15 protein-coding genes are annotated in these 16,143 nt (G+C 71.2%); 7 read left to right on the plus strand and 8 right to left on the minus strand.

Annotated elements, in window-relative coordinates:
- Positions 1-36 precede the first annotated feature (36 nt).
- The gene (locus ACTWQC_RS17050; RefSeq protein ID WP_443316580.1) at positions 37-510 is read left to right on the plus strand and encodes a DUF2550 domain-containing protein; all 474 of its coding nucleotides are present in this window, start codon (positions 37-39) and stop codon (positions 508-510) included.
- 90 nt (positions 511-600) lie between these two features.
- On the opposite strand, the gene ACTWQC_RS17055 is transcribed toward ACTWQC_RS17050, so the two are convergent.
- The 3 genes from ACTWQC_RS17055 to ACTWQC_RS17065 form a co-directional block, all read right to left on the minus strand.
- Positions 601-2,241: a glycosyl hydrolase family 18 protein gene (locus ACTWQC_RS17055; RefSeq protein WP_443316540.1), complete on the minus strand. Its 1,641-nt coding sequence runs from the start codon at positions 2,239-2,241 to the stop codon at positions 601-603.
- A gap of 162 nt (positions 2,242-2,403) precedes the next feature.
- Positions 2,404-3,051: a response regulator gene (locus tag ACTWQC_RS17060; RefSeq protein ID WP_443316541.1), complete on the minus strand. Its 648-nt coding sequence runs from the start codon at positions 3,049-3,051 to the stop codon at positions 2,404-2,406.
- Positions 3,052-3,136: 85 nt separating this feature from the next.
- Complete coding sequence (locus ACTWQC_RS17065) at positions 3,137-4,411, minus strand: sensor histidine kinase (protein WP_443316542.1); 1,275 nt, start codon at positions 4,409-4,411, stop codon at positions 3,137-3,139.
- A 230-nt stretch (positions 4,412-4,641) separates the two neighbouring features.
- Between ACTWQC_RS17065 and ACTWQC_RS17070 the strand changes: the two genes are divergently transcribed.
- Complete coding sequence (locus tag ACTWQC_RS17070; RefSeq protein WP_443316543.1) at positions 4,642-5,232, plus strand: hypothetical protein; 591 nt, start codon at positions 4,642-4,644, stop codon at positions 5,230-5,232.
- A 68-nt stretch (positions 5,233-5,300) separates the two neighbouring features.
- Here the strand turns inward: ACTWQC_RS17070 and ACTWQC_RS17075 are convergent, their stop codons facing one another.
- The gene (locus ACTWQC_RS17075; protein ID WP_443316544.1) at positions 5,301-5,873 is read right to left on the minus strand and encodes a cob(I)yrinic acid a,c-diamide adenosyltransferase; all 573 of its coding nucleotides are present in this window, start codon (positions 5,871-5,873) and stop codon (positions 5,301-5,303) included.
- Positions 5,874-6,325: 452 nt separating this feature from the next.
- Between ACTWQC_RS17075 and ACTWQC_RS17080 the strand changes: the two genes are divergently transcribed.
- The 3 genes from ACTWQC_RS17080 to ACTWQC_RS17090 all read left to right on the plus strand — a co-directional run bounded on the left by ACTWQC_RS17080 (position 6,326) and on the right by ACTWQC_RS17090 (position 10,425).
- Positions 6,326-7,174 (plus strand): 3-hydroxyacyl-CoA dehydrogenase family protein, encoded by an 849-nt coding sequence (locus tag ACTWQC_RS17080; protein WP_443316545.1) that lies wholly within the window; start codon positions 6,326-6,328, stop codon positions 7,172-7,174.
- Positions 7,175-7,313: 139 nt separating this feature from the next.
- Positions 7,314-7,637 (plus strand): STAS domain-containing protein, encoded by a 324-nt coding sequence (locus ACTWQC_RS17085; RefSeq protein ID WP_443316546.1) that lies wholly within the window; start codon positions 7,314-7,316, stop codon positions 7,635-7,637.
- A gap of 277 nt (positions 7,638-7,914) precedes the next feature.
- The gene (locus ACTWQC_RS17090) at positions 7,915-10,425 is read left to right on the plus strand and encodes an ATP-binding protein (RefSeq protein ID WP_443316547.1); all 2,511 of its coding nucleotides are present in this window, start codon (positions 7,915-7,917) and stop codon (positions 10,423-10,425) included.
- 238 nt (positions 10,426-10,663) lie between these two features.
- Here ACTWQC_RS17090 and nucS read toward each other — a convergent pair whose 3' ends face one another.
- The gene (nucS, locus tag ACTWQC_RS17095) at positions 10,664-11,326 is read right to left on the minus strand and encodes an endonuclease NucS (protein WP_443316548.1); all 663 of its coding nucleotides are present in this window, start codon (positions 11,324-11,326) and stop codon (positions 10,664-10,666) included.
- A gap of 271 nt (positions 11,327-11,597) precedes the next feature.
- Here nucS and ACTWQC_RS17100 point away from each other — a divergent pair, with 271 nt between their 5' ends.
- On the plus strand, positions 11,598-11,990 hold the full coding sequence (locus ACTWQC_RS17100; protein WP_443316549.1) for an SCO5389 family protein: 393 nt from the start codon (positions 11,598-11,600) through the stop codon (positions 11,988-11,990).
- On the opposite strand, the gene ACTWQC_RS17105 is transcribed toward ACTWQC_RS17100, so the two are convergent.
- On the minus strand, positions 11,977-13,059 hold the full coding sequence (locus tag ACTWQC_RS17105) for an LLM class flavin-dependent oxidoreductase (protein ID WP_443316550.1): 1,083 nt from the start codon (positions 13,057-13,059) through the stop codon (positions 11,977-11,979). The genes ACTWQC_RS17100 and ACTWQC_RS17105 overlap by 14 nt on opposite strands.
- Before the next feature lie 221 nt (positions 13,060-13,280).
- Between ACTWQC_RS17105 and ACTWQC_RS17110 the strand changes: the two genes are divergently transcribed.
- Positions 13,281-13,625 carry an ATP/GTP-binding protein gene (locus tag ACTWQC_RS17110; RefSeq protein ID WP_443316551.1) on the plus strand — a complete coding sequence of 115 codons (345 nt, stop codon included), beginning with the start codon at positions 13,281-13,283 and terminating at the stop codon, positions 13,623-13,625.
- 282 nt (positions 13,626-13,907) lie between these two features.
- Here the strand turns inward: ACTWQC_RS17110 and ACTWQC_RS17115 are convergent, their stop codons facing one another.
- Positions 13,908-14,834 carry an ABC transporter permease gene (locus ACTWQC_RS17115; RefSeq protein WP_443316552.1) on the minus strand — a complete coding sequence of 309 codons (927 nt, stop codon included), beginning with the start codon at positions 14,832-14,834 and terminating at the stop codon, positions 13,908-13,910.
- On the minus strand, positions 14,831-16,060 hold the full coding sequence (locus ACTWQC_RS17120; protein ID WP_443316553.1) for an ABC transporter ATP-binding protein: 1,230 nt from the start codon (positions 16,058-16,060) through the stop codon (positions 14,831-14,833). Before ACTWQC_RS17120 ends, ACTWQC_RS17115 begins: the two co-directional genes overlap by 4 nt.
- Between the last annotated feature and the right edge of the window lie 83 nt (positions 16,061-16,143).

Genomic DNA, 16,143 nt, shown 5'->3' on the forward strand with positions numbered 1-16,143 from the left:
ACTGGTCCGGTACATGAGGCGAGGAGGTCGGTGAAGATGTTCCTCGCACTGCTGGTGAGCTGCGTGGTCATCGCGCTGGTGCTGCTGGGTCTTTTCGTGTTCGGCCTGCGGCGCAGGCTGATCCAGCGGTCCGGCGGCACGTTCGACTGCAGCCTGCGCTGGAACGTGCACGTCCCCGCGGACACCGACCCCGGACCATCGGCCCCGGAGCCCAGCGGCAAAGGCTGGGTGTATGGGGTCGCGCGCTATAACGGTGACCGGATCGAATGGTTCCGGGTGTTCTCGTACGCCCCGCGCCCGCGCCGCGTACTGGAGCGCTCCTCGATCGAGGTGCTGTCCCGCAGGGCTCCGCAGGGCGAGGAGGAGCTGGCGCTGCTCTCCGACGCGATCATCCTCGGGTGTCTGCACCGCGGCACGCGTCTCGAGCTCGCGATGAGCGAGGACGCGCTGACGGGATTCCTGGCCTGGCTGGAGGCGGCTCCGCCAGGCCAGCGCGTTAATGTGGCTTGAGACTTCTTGCGTCTTCTTGCGTCTTCTTGAGACTTCGTGGAGAGACCGGGGAGGCGGGGGCGACACCGCCTCCCCGGCCGGTTCATACGGCTATCTCAGACCGCTGTCGATCGCGGCCGCGAGTTCGCCGTTCGTGGTGTCACCGCTGAATTCCCAGAAGAACGCGCCCTTGAGCCCCTGGTTCTTCACGTAGGTCATCTTCCCGTTGATCGTCGACGGGGTGTCGTAGCTCCACCACTGGCTGCCGCAGTGGGCGTACGCCGTGCCCGCGACGGTTCCGTTCGCCGGGCACCTGGTCTTGAGGACCTTGTAGTCCTCGATGCCCTGCTCGTACGTGCCGGGGGCGGGGCCTGTGGCCGAGCCGCCGGGCGCGCTCTGCGTCACGCCGGTCCAGCCGCGCCCGTAGAAGCCGATGCCGAGGTTCAGCTTGCTCGCGGCGATCCCCTTGGACTTGAGCTTCTGGATGGCGGCGTCCGAGTTGAAGCCCTGCTGCGGGATGCCGCTGTAGGAGGTGAGCGGCGAGTGCGGGGCGGTCGGGCCGTCCGCGTCCCAGGCGCCGAAGAAGTCGTACGTCATCACGTTGTACCAGTTGACGTACTGTGCGGCGCCCGCGTAGTCGGCCGCGTCGATCTTGCCGCCGGAGGAGGCGTCCGCGGTGATGGCCGCGGTGACCAGGTTGTTGCTGCCGAACTTGGCCCGCATGGCCTGCATCATGTTCTTGAAGGCGGCCGCGCCGCTGGTGTCGCAGCTGAGCCCGCAGGCGTTGGGGTACTCCCAGTCGAGGTCGATGCCGTCGAAGACGTCGGCCCAGCGCGGGTCCTCGACGAGGTCGTAGCAGGACTGGGCGAAGGCGGTCGGGTTCTGCACGGCCTGGGGGAAGCCGCCGGACCAGGTCCAGCCGCCGAAGGACCACAGCACCTTGATGTTCGGGTACATCTTCTTCAGCTTGCGCAGCTGGTTGAAGTTGCCGCGGAGCGGCTGGTCCCAGGTGTCGGCGACGCCGTCGACGCTCTGGTCCGCGGTGTAGGCCTTCTCGTAGTCGGGGTAGGCCTCGCCGATCGTGCACTTGCCGCCCTGGACGTTGCCGAAGGCGTAGTTGATGTGCGTGATCTTGGACGCGGTGCCGCTGGTGACCAGGTTCTTGACGTGGTAGTTGCGGTCGTAGACGCCCCACTCGGTGAAGTAGCCGAGCTTGACCTTGGTGCCCGGGTCACCGGGGTCACCAGGATCGCCGGGGTCTCCCGGATCACCTGGGTCTCCCGGGTCTCCGGGGTCGCCGGGGTCGGAGCCGCCGTCGCACGACCCGCCGTTGATCCGGCAGTTGCCCGGGCTGCCGCCGCCCGTGCCGTTGAAGCCGAAGCTGACGCTGGCGCCGGGGGCGAGGCTGCCGTTCCAGCTCTTGTTCTTGGCCGTCCAGTGGGTGCCCGAGTGGGTCACGTCCGCGTCCCAGGCGGAGGTGACGGAGGTGCCCGAGGGGAAGTCCCACTCGACGGTCCAGCTGTTGATGGCCGTGGTCCCGGTGTTCTTCACCGTCCACTTGCCTTCGAAGCCGGTGCCCCAGTCCTGGACCTTGGTGTAGGTGGCGGTCGGCCCGGCCGCGTGTGCGGGGGTTGCCAGGCCGACGAGGGTGGCGAGCGGAAGGAGCAGCGCGGTGAGGACCGCGGCCGCTCTGGATGCGGTGCGTCTGGGACGTCTGAGACGTTTGTTGGGTAGGGAGGTTCCTGTGCTCAAGGGGTGCTCCTCGAGTGATTCCGGACCAACAGGGATCGGTTGTGTCCTTTGAGAAACCTGCGTCGCCCGGTGAGCACCCAAGGACATGGGGACGGAACGCTCACCGCAGTGAGGGGAGCGTAAAGTGGTCTGGACCAACGGTCAATAGGTCTGGACCAAAGCTCAGATGTCCAACTCTTGTGCTAGAACTGCCGCTTGGACCCGGCTGCGCAGCTTCAGCTTGCCCAGGAGCCTGCTGACGTGCGTCTTCACGGTGGCCTCCGCCATGGTGAGGCGGCCCGCGATCTCGGCGTTCGACAGGCCCTCGCCGAGGCAGCCGAGGACCTCGCGCTCGCGGCGGGTGAGAACGTCCAGCACCGACGGATCGCAGTTCGGGGACTTTACGGGCCGGGTCGCGGCGAATTCGGCGATCAGTCGGCGCGTCACGGCGGGGGCGATCAGCCCGTCCCCGCGCGCCACCGTCCGTACCGCCTCGACCAGGCCCGCGGCGTCGCTGTCCTTCAGCAGGAAGCCGGCCGCACCGGCGCGCAGCGCGCCGAAGACGTACTCGTCCAGGTCGAAGGTGGTCAGGACCAGGACGTCCGCCAGGCCCTCAGCGACGATCTGACGGGTGGCCGAAACCCCGTCGAGCCGGGGCATCTGAACGTCCATCAGGACCAGATCGGGGCACAGTTGGCGGGCGAGACCTACCGCCTCCTCGCCGTCCCCGGCCTCCCCGGCGACCTCAATGCCGTCGGCGGAACGCAGGATCAGCACGAGCCCGGCCCGTACCGCGCTCTGATCCTCGGCGATGACGACCCGGATGCTCATGCGCTGTGTCTTCCCGGGCTGTTCCCCACTGAGCTGTCTCCTCCCGTGTTGATGACTTGCTCTTCGGCGATGACGACCCGGATGCTCATGCCCTGTGTCCCTCCGCACTCTTGTCCTCGACAGGCAGCACCGCCCGTACCTGCCATACCTTCGCCCGCCCGTCCCCTGGCACGGCGACCGGGCCCGCCTCGAACTCGCCGCCGAGCAGCGCGACGCGCTCGCGCATGCCGACGAGCCCGGCGCCGGAGCCCGGGGCGCGCGGGCCGGGGCGGTCGCCGTACGGGCTGGTGACGCGGACGGTGAGCGGTCCGTGGGTGCTTGTGCCGTCGTGGATGCTTGTGCCGTCGGGGGCGGCGGAGTCGTGGCCGATCCGCACCAGGACTTCGCCGGCGGTGGCGTGCTTGAGCGCGTTCGTCACGGCTTCCTGCGCGATCCGGTAGGCGGCGAGCTCGACGGGCGCCGGGAGCGCGGGCGCACCGGTGGCCCGGCCGTCGCGCAGGGCGAACGACAGCCCGCTCGCAGCGCCGTTCGTACGAGCCTGGGCGATCAGCGCGTCGAGGCCGTCGAGCCTCGGGGCGGCCGCGGGCTCGCCGTCCGCGCCCGCGTCCCGCAGCAGCCCGATCAGGCGGCGCATTTCGGCCAGACCCTGCACGCTGTTCTCGCGGATCACGGCGAGTGCCTCGCTCGTCGCCTTCGGGTCGGCGATCGACTGGGCGGCGGTGGAGTGGATGGCGATGGCGGAGAGGTGGTTGGCCACCATGTCGTGCAGCTCGCGCGCCATCCGGGCACGCTCCGCCGTCACCGCCTGGCTGCGGTCCATCTCGGCGAGCAGCGCGGTCTGTTCGGCCCGCAGCCGCTCCGCCTCCGCGGCCTCGCGGTGCTCGCGGATGGCCAGGCCGCTCCAGGCAGGGGCGACCGAGATCAGCGCGCTGACGACGCCGATCATCAGCGCGTCGGGCGTCCGGTAGGTGGCGAGCGCCCAGATCGTGAGCCCGATGGTGATCACCGTGGCGACCGGGATGATCCGGCGGGACATCCGCTGGTACCCGTAGAGCACCGCCGCGTAGATCACGTCCGTGAACATCAGCACGGTCGCGATCAGCGAGCCGATCAGCTGGTCGGCGAGGAGCGCACCGCTGGCCAGGAAGAGCCCCCACGGCTGGCCGTTCCTGCGCATCAGCACGGCGCAGCACATCAGCGCGAGCGGGATGAGCGGATACGCGCCGGGGTCCTGGCCCCGCGGGATGTTCGTCTGGATGCCCAGCGCCCAGAGGACGAGGCCGCCGGCCAGCCCGGCGAGGGCGATCAGCACGTCGTCCCGGTGCGGGCGCCCGGGCGGGGCGAACGGTCTCGCGGTCACGGATCCATCAAACACGGCCGGGAGGGCCGTACGCCTCCGCGTCCAGGCCGATAGCCGGTGCGGCGCCGGTACATCGAAGGATGCAGTCCGAGATCGTCGCGCATGACGAGGTCACGGGCCGGACCGGCCAGGACGCTGGAAGGGTCCACCCCCCGCCGCGAAGACCACGAGACCGCGAGACCGCGAGACCGCGAGACCGCGAGACCGCGAACCACGAAGAGGAGATTCCTGTGATCGTCACGCTGATCATCGCCTGCGAGGTCGGCTTCTGGGTGCTGCTGGCCGCAGGCCTGAGCATGCGCTATCTGGCCGGGAAGCCGCGCGCAGGCGTCGCCGTGCTCCTGCTGGAGCCACTGCTGGAGCTCGTCCTGCTGGTGGCGACGGCGATCGATCTGAAGCACGGCGCGGAGCCGGACTGGAAGCACGGGCTCGCCGCGGTGTACATCGGCTTCTCGTGCGCCATGGGCCACTACATGATCACGTGGGCGGACGCACGGTTCGCGCACCGCTTCGCCGACGGACCGCCGCCGGTCAAGCCGCCCAAGTACGGGACGGCGCGCACCGTCCACGAGTGGAAGACGGCGGCGCGCTGGATCCTCGCCGCCGCCATCGCCATAGCCCTGCTCCAGGGTGCCGTCTGGTACGTCGACGACCCGGCGCAGTCCGGGTCCCTGCGCACCTGGCAGGTCCGGATGCTGTTCGTGGCCGGCATCAACCTCGTGATCGCGCTGAGCTACACGGTCTGGCCGAAACAGGCCCCTGCCGGGGCTCCCGCCGAGCAGGAGCGGACCGGATCCCTGACCAAGTCCTCCTCGTATTGATCACGAGCGTTGCTCACAGACGCGGGCCTTGATCATGACGAAGAAAGATCTCCGGTGTGGTCGCGGGCTCAGCGATTCTCGCCAGGCACCCAGAGAATGTCCCCGCGCTCCTTGTTCGCCGTCCTCGCCAGAATGAACAGCAGGTCGGACAGCCGGTTCAGGTAGGTCGCGGTCAGCGGGTTCATGATGTCGGCGTGCTTTTCGAGCGCCGCCCACGTGGACCGCTCCGCCCGCCTGACCACCGTGCACGCCTGGTGCAGCAGCGCTGCCCCGGGCGTGCCGCCCGGGAGGATGAAGCTGCGCAGCTTCTCCAGGCCCTCGAGGAAGCGGTCGCAGTCCGCCTCCAGCTTGTCGATGTACGACTGCTCGACGCGCAGTGGCGGGTACTCCGGCTCCTCCACCACCGGGGTCGCGAGATCCGCACCCACGTCGAACAGGTCGTTCTGCACCCGGACCAGTACCTTGACGACGTCCTCGGGCAGCTGTCCCAGCGCGATGGCCACACCGATCGCGGCATTCGCCTCGTTCGCGTCGGCGTAGGCCGCGATCCGCGAGTCGGTCTTGAGCGTGCGGCTCATGTCGCCGAGGGCGGTCGTGCCGTCGTCCCCGGTCCGTGTGTAGATTCGCGTCAGATTGACCATGCCTCCGAGCCTAGCTAGGCCCCGGCCTTCCGGAAGAACCGTGTGCCGGCGGTCACGGAGACGGCGCCGAGCGCCCTGGCACGCTGACCGGTTGCCGACCGGCGATCAGCGCTCGGTCAATCCCGATTTCACTCGATCGAGCGGCATGCCGGAGGTTTGCCTTTGACGGGGAGGCGGGCGCAGAGGGATGCGGTCAGCGCGCCGTTGCGGCCGCGGCCTTCCGCGCCATCCTGGACGGGCTCGCCGAGGTCGAGGAGCTGCTGGAGGAGCTGTCGAGGAGCTGCTGAGCGAAAAGGGGCTCAACTACGCACTCCGGTCAGCTGAATGGCCCGACGAGTGTGATGTCCGTCTGATGAGACGTGACGCGCATCTCTTCCCCGGCATCCCGGGCCTCACGGGCGCTAAGGTCCCGCGGAGAGCCTGATAGCGAACAGCGCATAAAGGGGACAGCAGTGGCCAGGAAGCTCGCCGTCATCGGTGCCGGACTCATGGGGGCCGGTATCGCTCAGGTCTCGGCCCAGGCGGGCTGGGACGTCGTCCTGCGCGATGTCACCGACGAGGCCCTGGCCCGCGGCACCGACGGCATCAAGGCCTCCTACGACAAGTTCGTGTCGAAGGGGAAGCTCGAGGCCGCCGAGGCCGAAGCCGCCCTGGCCCGTATCACCGCGACCACTGACCTCGACGCCGTCGCCGACGCCGACATCGTCGTCGAGGCCGTCTTCGAGAAGATCGACGTCAAACAGGAGATCTTCCGCAGCCTCGACAAGCTGGTGAAGGAAGAGGCCGTCCTCGCCTCCAACACCTCCGCCATCCCGATCACCAAGATCGCGGCGGTGACGAGCCGCCCCGAGAAGGTGGTCGGCACCCACTTCTTCTCGCCGGTCCCGATGATGCAGCTGTGTGAGCTCGTACGGGGCCTCAAGACCAGCGACGAAACCCTCGCCGCGGCGCGCGAGTTCGCCGAGAGCGTCGGCAAGACGTGCATCGTCGTCAACCGCGACGTGGCGGGCTTCGTCACCACCCGCCTCATCTCGGCGCTCGTCGTCGAGGCCGTGAAGCTGTACGAGTCGGGCGTGGCCTCCGCCGAGGACATCGACATCGCCTGCAAGCTGGGCTTCGGCCACGCCATGGGCCCGCTCGCGACGGCCGACCTGACCGGTCTGGACATCCTGATGCACGCCACCGGCAACATCTACGCGGAGACGCAGGACGAGAAGTTCGCGCCGCCGGAGCTGATGCGCCGGATGGTGGACGCGGGTGACATCGGCCGGAAGAGCGGGCAGGGGTTCTACAAGCACTGACCGGCCCGTCAACCCAAGGGGTAACCCTGAAGGGTGAATTCGGTATCGGTTCGCTTACGGGCGGCAACTTTGCCGCGTGAGAGGCAGTCAGTTCTATAGATGTTGACCACGTAACGCACCACTTTCCCGGGGAGCGCATATGCACATCAGGGGCGACCACGCCGAACTGGTCGTCGGGGGCCGCCTCGACGTCCGCAGCGCGGCGGACGCCCGTACGGTCCTGCACACCGCCGTCGACTCCGGCTGCGGCGACCTCGTGCTCGACCTGACCGAACTCGACTCCTGGGACGCCACGGGACTCGGCGTGATCATGGGCGTGCACCGCCGGGCCGGCCGGGCCAACCGCCGGCTCGTCCTGCGCGGCGTACCGCCCCAGATGCAGCGCCTGCTCGTGGCCACCCGGCTGCACCGCATCCTCGCCATCGAGGGCGGTATCGAGGCGGAATCGCTGCCCCGGGTCTGACCGGGCCTGCCTTGGCGAACGTTTCCACTTTGGTCGCAGTGGTGCCGCTGCCCCGGGTCTGACCGGACCTGGGGGTCCGACGGACCCCCGGCTCCGACGCGACCTGCTCAGGCGGCGGCCGTGAGTGATCACCGAGGTGATCCTCACCAAGCTGTGACCTTCCCCTCCGCCGGGCGCCCCTTCTGTTCCTGAATACTGTGCGAGGGTTTAGGGTTCGGCGTGCCGACAGGCCCGGGAGAGGAAGACGGCATGCGACCCGGATCTGGGGGGCTGTGACATGAACCCGAACAACCGGGGACCGGAAGACCACGACCACGACGCCGCCGAGCGCCGCGACGGAAGTCCCCGCGGCGCGCGCGGTGATGCCGGTGGCGCGCGCGGTGATGCCGGTGGCGGCGGGCCGCAGCGGCCCGCGGTCGCCCGTACCGTCCAGCTCGTGGCGGGCGAGTACCTACTGACCGTCAACCCCGTCGACGGCAGCGAGATCGAGCCCTGCCCGCCCGGGGAGCACCCCGGCAGGCCAGGGCGCCGCGGCCCCGAGGAGCGCGCCGCGCAGCGCCGCGCGGCCCTGCCGCCCGAACCCGTCGGCCCGGCCGCCCCCGGGCCGCAGCCGCTCATGGAGCGCGGCGGGGAGCGCGAGCGGCTCGTACGGCTGCTCTCCCGAGGCCGCTCCGTACGCGTCACGGGCCCCTCGGGATCCGGCCGTTCGGCGCTCCTGGACGCCGTCGCCGCCGACTGCGCGGAACTCGCCCCGGACGGCATCGTCCGGCTCTCCGGCTACCGCCGCACGCCCACCGACGTGCTGTACGAGCTGTTCGCCGCGGTCTACGACGCCCCGCTGCACCGGCCCGACCGGTCGGAGCTGCTGACGGCGGTCCACGAGATCGGGGCCGTCGTCGTCCTCGACGACATCGAGTTCGGCGGCAGCGCCCTCGACGAGATCCTCGCGGCCACCCCCGAGTGCGCCTTCCTCATCTCCGCCACGCCCGACGTCGCCGCGCCTTCCCCGGACTCGCACCTCGAAGAGGTCTTCCTGCCCGGACTCAGCCGCGCCACCTGCGTGGAGCTGCTGGAGGAGGCCGTGCAGCGGCCGCTCACGGAGGACGAGACCTCGTGGGCGGGCGACCTGTGGTTCGAGTCCGAGGGGCTGCCGCTGCGCTTCGTCCAGGCCGGGGCGCTGCTCCGGCAGCGCGACGCCCTGCGCGCCGGCGCCGAGGCCTTCGAGGAGCACGGCGTCTTCGCCGAGCAGCCGTACGAGCCGCACGACGTACCCCACGAGGCGCCCCGCGAGGCGCACTTCGGCGAGGACGGGCGGGACGCACCGCTGCCCTCGCTCGGCCAGGCCGCCGCACCCGCCCCCCTGCTCGCCTCCCGCCTCAGCGAGGCGGCCCGCGAAACCCTGCGCTTCGCCCTCGCCCTCGGCGGCGCATGCCCGCACCAGGCGCACCTGCCCGCGCTCGCCGGGGAAACCCACGCCGACGCGGCGGTCGGCGAGCTGCTCGGCTGCGGCCTCCTCTCCCCGGTCGGGGCGCACTACCGGCTGGCCGCCGGGGTCGCGGCCCAGCTCGAAGCCGCCGACGCATACGGCGAAGACACCGAGGCACGCGCCCAGAGCGCCGCCCAGCACTACGCCTGGTGGGCCGGGCACCCGTCCGTCGCCCCCGAGCGGGTCGCAGCCGAGGCGGACGCGATTCTCGCGGCCATGTCCGTCCTGGTGGCCCAGGGCGAGGCGGGCCGGCAGAGCGCGGTCGTGCTGCTGGCCCGTACGGCGGCGCCCGCGTTCGCCGCCGCCGGAAGGTGGGGCGCCTGGGAGCGGGCGCTGCGGCACGGCCAGGAGGCCGCGCGGGTGGCCGGGGAGGTCGCGGAAGAGGCGTACTTCCACCACGAGTTGGGCGTCCTGGCTCTCTGCACCGGCAACCTGGATCGGGCGCGCGCCGAGCTGGAGGCCTCGATAGGGCTGCGCGGTGCGCTCTCCGACCGGCGCGGCACGGTCGCGGGCCGCAGGGCTCTGGCGCTCGTCGCGGACAGGGGCGGATTCGCGCCCGGCGCCGGGAGTACGGCGGCGGGCGAGGAGACCCCGGGCGGCGGCACCGACCTGTCGGCCTCCCCGCCGGGCGGCGTGCGCGCGGTGCTCGCCCGCCTGCAAGCGGACGAGGCCGCCACGGTCGTCACCCCCAGGCGGACCGGCAGCCCCGGCCTCCGCCGTACGGTCCTCGGCGGGGCCAGGCGCAACAAGGTCGCGGCGGGCGCAGGCGCACTGCTGGCGGTCGTGCTCGGTACGGTCGTCACGCTCGGCGCCATGTCCGGCGACGACGGCGGCCCGAGCGACCGCGTGAGGTCCGGGCAGACCGCTGACGAGGACGACGGCAACAACGGGCTCATCGCCGACGAGACGCCCACGCAGGGCGCGACGAGCCGCCCGCAGAAGCCGGGCGGCACCACCGCGCCCGGGCCGTCGGTCTCGCCCGGCACGGGCGGCGGCGACGCGCCGTCGGGGGAGCCGTCGAACAGCGGCGAGCCGAGCGAGTCGAAGCCGGGGGAGACGGACGACCCGGAGCCGACCAGGCCGCCGTCTTCGTCCCGGCCGCCGTCCCCGAAGCCGCCGACGAAGCCGCCGTCCAGCTCGCCGTCCACCACGTCGCCGACCCCGACGGGGACCTCGACGTCGGAGGCGCCCGGCGAGCCCGGCGACGGCACGTCGAACAGCGCCAGCGGGCCCGCCTCGAGCGACCCCGCCACTGCCAGCGACTTGGCGTGGGGCGCCACGGACGCGACCCCGCTCACCTGATCCGGGCGCCGGCCCGCTCCCCGCACCACCCGGAGCTCCGCGCCAGGCCTTCCCACCCACCTGCCCACAAATGGGCGGGTGGGGCGGGAAGTGAAGAACTGCCCGCGGCGCAGGCGTGGTTGGGGGCGCCCGGCTGGGGTTGCCAAGCAACCCGGGGGGCCAGCCCTACGGGAGGCCAGGCGTACGGGAGGCCAGCCGTACGGGGGCCAGTCGTTACCGGTAAAGAGCCCTCCCCGCCTCAGAACAAGCGCAGTTTGTCGTCCTCGACGCCTCGCAGCGCGTCGTAGTCGAGGACGACGCAGCCGATGCCGCGGTCCGTCGCCAGGACGCGCGCCTGGGGCTTGATCTCCTGCGCGGCGAAGACCCCCTTCACCGGCGCAAGGTGCGGGTCCCGGTTGAGGAGTTCGAGGTAGCGGGTGAGCTGCTCCACGCCGTCGATCTCGCCGCGCCGCTTGATCTCGACGGCGACCGTCCCGCCGTCTGCGTCCCGGCACAGGATGTCCACGGGACCGATGGCGGTGGGGAATTCACGCCGAATCAGCGAATAGCCCTCGCCAAGGGTTTCAATGCGGTCCGCGAGCAGTTCCTGCAGGTGTGCTTCCACGCCGTCCTTGATCAGGCCTGGGTCCACCCCGAGCTCGTGCGAGGAGTCGTGCAGGACCTCCTCCATGGTGATGATGAGCTTCTCGCCCGCCTTGTTCACCACGGTCCACACATCGCCGTCCCCCTCCTTGAGCGTGCAGGGCGGGGACATCCAGTTGAGGGGTTTGTAGGCCCGGTCGTCGGCGTGCACGGAGACGCTGCCGTCCGCCTTGACGAGGATCAGACGGGGTGCCGACGGGAGGTGGGCCGTGAGCCGCCCCGCGTAGTCCACGGAGCAGCGGGCAATGACGAGACGCATGGTCGGCCACGCTACTCGACCCGGGCCGCTCCACGCGATTCGCCCACCCGTCTCCCTCCACCACCCTCAACCGAGGCCCTGCGGGCCGCCCCGTTTAATCCGTATGGCCGTGTTCGGGAGTGGCCGGTTGTGTGCCCGTTCGCCTGGTGCGGCCGCCATGCCCGGCCTACCGTTGAAGCGGGAAGTTGTCGTGCGAGCACGCTGCGTCGCGACCGACGGCTTCCTTTCCCTGCCCGTAAGACCCCTTCCCGGGGTCGCGAGAGGAGAACCCATGTCGCTCGACGTCTCACCGGCCCTTCTGGAGAAGGCCGAGCGAGGCGAGGTCGACGAAGCCGAATTCGTCGACTGCGTCCGGACCTCCCTGCCTTACGCATGGGAGATGATCAGCTCTCTGGTGGCCCAGCTCAAGGTGGACGGCGGCGAGTTCGCCGACAACCAGGTTCCCCCGCCGGACGAGCAGGCGCGCGGCCAGCTGCTTCGTGCGCTGGCGAGTGACGCGATACGAGGGGCGCTGCAACGGCACTTCGGAGTGCGGCTGGCGTTCCAGAACTGCCACCGGGTGGCGGTCTTCCCGCTGGACCCGGTGGCCAACGAGCGACTGGCCCGGTTCACGTCCGTGCGGGGACAGCTGCTCAATCAGTCGCCCGAACTCAGGGACTGCTGAGGCTCTCCGCTGCCGCTCCGCAGAGTAGTGGGGGAGGTGCATCGGGCAGGAGCGGCAGCACCTCTCCCCCCAGCCGTCGCACGTTCTCCTCGGTGGCCGCGAGATCGCCCGTTCCCTCGACCAGCAGCGCGAAGCGGCTGATGCCCGTGCGCTCCGCCGTGGCCGCGAGGCGATCGGCGCACAGGGCGGGCGGGCCCACCGGATGCAGTGCGCAGAGCAACTCGGTGTACGCGTGCGGATCGCGCATCGGCCGCAGTCTGCCGTCGACCGTGACATGGGCGCCGAGCCCCCGACGCAGCCAGCCGGGCATCGCCTTCATGAGGGACTCGACCGCGTCCTGCCGCGCGTCGGCGATCTGCACCACACCCGCGGAGACATGCCCCGCGGAGGCGACTTCGTCGGGTGAACGGCCCGCCGCCAGCGCCGACTTCCGCCAGAGCGCGACCATCTCCGCCTTCTCGTCGTCGCCGCAGTGCATGCCGAGCAGCATCGGAAGGCCGCGCTCGGCGGCCAGCCGGACGCTCGCGGGCGAGGTGCACGCCACCACCACGGGCGGCCCCTCGGGCCCGTCCAGCAGCTCGTCCGCGCGCGGCACGACCGGGACTTCACGGAAGGAGAAGCGCTCGCCGTCCGCGCCGACGCGGGGCTCCCGCAGCCAGCGCAACAGCAGGTCGAGGGATTCGGGGAAGCCCGACTCGTAGGCCGCGAGGCCCGAGCCGAACACCTCGAGGTCGACCCACGGTCCGCCGCGGCCCACGCCCAGCGTGAAGCGCCCGCCCGAGGTGAGGTGCAGCAGCGCGGCCTGCTCGCCGAGCGCCACGGGGTGGGCGGTCGGCAGCACGCTGACCGCGGTGCCGACGCCGATCCGGCGGGTGCGGCCGAGCAACAGAGCCGCGAGCGTCACGGCGGACGGGCAGACCCCGTACGGTACGAAATGGTGTTCCGCGAGCCACACCGAGTCGAGCCCGGCCGTCTCTGCCGCCTCGGCGGACCGCACTGCGCGGTGCAGCGCCTCCCCCTGTCCCTGGCCCGGGAATTGGGCGGCCAGTACAAAAACTCCTACGCGCATCGCCTCTTGCCTCCTTGCGGCCGACGCGGCACCCCCCTTGTCGGCATTAACGCCTGACACGTGCCAAGGGCACGGCCCCGCAAGAAGTTTTGCGGATTATCGGGGTGATCGGGGTGATCGGGATGAACGCGGCGTTCGCCGTCGGTGTGCGCATGCCCAGGAGCCCGGCGCGTACGCTGGATGCGGCCCAGCAGACCCCGGAAATTTCACGAGGTGCCCCCGTGTCTCCGCGTCGAAAGCGCCCGAGCGGCGCAGGAAAGCCGCCGCCCCAGCGCGGTGTCGTCGACCGCCACGGTCTGGGGGCTCCTCCCAGCGGTAGCTGGGGGAGCGTGGACACCTGGCAGGGCGAGGAGTGGATGGTGCGCCAGATCAGCGGCAGCGCCGCGGCCAAGCACTACCGCTGCCCCGGGTGCGACCAGGAGATCCCGCCCGGCGTCCCGCACGTCGTCGCCTGGCCCCAGGAGGGCGCGGTGGACGACCGGCGGCACTGGCACCGGGCGTGCTGGAACGCGAGAGACCGCCGCACCACGCGGGTGCAGCGGTCCCGTAACGCGCCGCGGTACTGACAGTCGTATGGCTGGGTGGCTGTGCGGCTGTGCGGCTATGCGTTGCGTATGGCTGGGTGGCTGCGCGGGCCTACGGCTATGCGTCGCGAGACCGCCGCACCACGCGGGTGCAGCGGTCCCGTAACGCGCCGCGGTACTGACAGCCGTATGGCTGTGCGGCTGTGCGGCTGTGCGGCTATGCGTCGCGAGACCGCCGCACCACGCGGGTGCAGCGGTCCCGTAACGCACCGCGGTACTGACAGCCGTATGGCTGGGTGGCCGTAGGGCCCGCTGGCCGTACGGCTACACGTCGCGCTTCTCCAGCAGAGCGAACGCCCCGACCAGGGCCGCGGCCGTCACACCCGCCAGGACCCAGAGCAGATCCCAGCCGGTGCCGTCGCCACCGTCCATCGGAATGCGGTAGAGCGAGGCCAGACCGTTCAGCGGCGAGTACTCGATCAGCTTGTCGCGCACCGACTCCAGGCTCTCCGTCACCATGAACAGGGCCAGCAGCAGCGGCAGCAGGACGACGCCGAGCATCGTGGTGATCGCGCCCGCCGAGTGGCGCAGCATCGCGCCCACGGCGAGCGACAGCAGGCCGAGCAGCGCCACGTACAGCCCGGCGCCGACGGTCGCGCCGAGCCACTCGCTGCCCGAGGCGACCACCTCGCCGCCCGAGATCGACTCCTTGGGGATCTCGGCGTACTCCATCGCCGGCTTGCCGCTCAGCATCGAGGAGTTGATCAGTGCGGTCAGCCCGGTGGCCGCGGTCGTCATCACGAACGACAGCAGGAAGAAGACGATCGCCTTCGCGGCCAGCACCCGGCTGCGGGGCGGGGAGGCGGTGAGGGTCGTGCGGATCATGCCCGTGCTGTACTCGGAGGTGATCACGAGCACGCCGAGCGTGATGATGCAGATCTGGCCGAGCATCAGCCCGAAGAGGCCGCCTGCCAGAAGCGGCATCTGAGCCGTGTCGGAGCTGTTGAGGCCGAGGGCGGTGAGAAAGCCGACGCCGACGACGAGGGTGAACATGATGCCGAGCGTCCACATCGTGGAGCGCACGGTCCGGATCTTGGTCCACTCCGACGCGAGCGCGCCCCCGAGGTGGGTGCGGTGTACGGGGAGCGGCGAGGCGTAGCCGCCCATGGCGGGGCCGGGGCCCGGGGGCTGCGGGGGTGCCTGCGGCGGCACGGCGGGCGCCGCGCCCTGCTGCTGGTACGGAGTCGTCATCGGGCGTCCTCGTTGTCGCGCGGGGTCGTGTAGGGGGCGGCAGGTGCCTGCGGCCCGGCCGGAGCGGCCGGGCCGCCGGGCGGCTGTGGAGCCTGCCAGGCCGCCTGCGGCGAGCCGTACGGGTTCGGCGGACTTGCCGGTGCCGGTGCCTGTGCCGGCGCACCCGCCGGAGCTCCCGCGGGCGGGTAGCCGCCGGGCTGGGGCGGCGGGTAACCGCCCGGCGGGACCGGGCCGCCGGGGCCGTAGCCCGGCGTGCCCTGCGGCCCGTAGCCGCCTGGCGGCTGCGCCTGAAGCCCGGCCCTGGGGTCCTCGGTCGAGCGGTAGTCCACGGCGCCCTGCGTCATCCGCATGTACGCCTCCTCCAGCGACGCCTGGTGCGGCGAGAGCTCCCACAGCCGTACGTCCGCGCCGTGCGCCAGGTCGCTGATGCGCGGCAGCGGCAGGCCCGACACGCGCAGCGCGCCGTCCGGCTCCGGCTGCACCTGCCCGCCGGCCTCCGCCAGCGCAGACGTCAGCTTCTCGCGCTGCCCCGGGTCGCCCTCGGGCGTACGGACCCGGGCGAAGTCGGCCGAGTTGGCCGATATGAAGTCCTTCACACTCATGTCGGCGAGCAGCTGCCCACGCCCGATCACGATCAAGTGGTCGGCGGTCAGCGCCATCTCGCTCATCAGGTGGCTGGAGACGAAGACCGTACGGCCCTCGGACGCCAGGCGCTTCATCAGGTTGCGGACCCAGAGGATGCCCTCGGGGTCCAGGCCGTTGACGGGCTCGTCGAAGAGCAGCACCTGCGGGTCGCCGAGCAGCGCGGCCGCGATGCCGAGCCGCTGGCCCATGCCGAGCGAGAAGCCCTTGGACCGCTTCTCGGCCACCTCGTGCAGACCGACGACGCCGAGCACCTCGTCCACCCGGCGGGCCGGAATGCCGGACAACTGCGCCAGGCACAGCAGGTGGTGGCGCGCACTGCGGCCGCCGTGCACCGCCTTCGCGTCGAGCAGCGCGCCGACCTGGCGCGGTGCGTTGGGCAGCCGTCGGTACGGATGGCCGCCGATCGTCACCTGCCCGCTGGTGGGCTGGTCGAGCCCCAGGATCATGCGCATCGTCGTGGACTTGCCGGAGCCGTTGGGCCCCAGGAAACCGGTGACCGCGCCAGGCCGTACCTGGAACGACAGGTTGTACACGGCTGTCTTGGCGCCGTAGCGCTTTGTCAGACCGACTGCCTCGATCATTCTCCGCCCCTCGACAGGTTCGTCGGGGCTCAGCACAGGCCCCCCGTAAGGCTTAGGACGATATCGCGGCGTTGACGGTTCAG

The sequence above is a fragment of the Streptomyces sp. 8N616 genome (assembly GCF_052246385.1).
GTDB lineage: Bacteria > Actinomycetota > Actinomycetes > Streptomycetales > Streptomycetaceae > Streptomyces.

Bases quoted from the DNA above. Each gene is read 5' to 3' on its own strand.
- ACTWQC_RS17050 (WP_443316580.1), top strand. From the start codon at position 37: ATGTTCCTCGCACTGCTGGTGAGCTGCGTGGTCATCGCGCTGGTGCTG.
- ACTWQC_RS17060 (WP_443316541.1), bottom strand. From the start codon at position 3,051: ATGAGCATCCGGGTCGTCATCGCCGAGGATCAGAGCGCGGTACGGGCC.
- ACTWQC_RS17075 (WP_443316544.1), bottom strand. From the start codon at position 5,873: ATGGTCAATCTGACGCGAATCTACACACGGACCGGGGACGACGGCACG.
- ACTWQC_RS17085 (WP_443316546.1), top strand. From the start codon at position 7,314: ATGCACATCAGGGGCGACCACGCCGAACTGGTCGTCGGGGGCCGCCTC.
- ACTWQC_RS17090 (WP_443316547.1), top strand. From the start codon at position 7,915: ATGAACCCGAACAACCGGGGACCGGAAGACCACGACCACGACGCCGCC.
- nucS (WP_443316548.1), bottom strand. From the start codon at position 11,326: ATGCGTCTCGTCATTGCCCGCTGCTCCGTGGACTACGCGGGGCGGCTC.
- ACTWQC_RS17100 (WP_443316549.1), top strand. From the start codon at position 11,598: ATGTCGCTCGACGTCTCACCGGCCCTTCTGGAGAAGGCCGAGCGAGGC.
- ACTWQC_RS17105 (WP_443316550.1), bottom strand. From the start codon at position 13,059: ATGCGCGTAGGAGTTTTTGTACTGGCCGCCCAATTCCCGGGCCAGGGA.
- ACTWQC_RS17115 (WP_443316552.1), bottom strand. From the start codon at position 14,834: ATGACGACTCCGTACCAGCAGCAGGGCGCGGCGCCCGCCGTGCCGCCG.
- ACTWQC_RS17120 (WP_443316553.1), bottom strand. From the start codon at position 16,060: ATGATCGAGGCAGTCGGTCTGACAAAGCGCTACGGCGCCAAGACAGCC.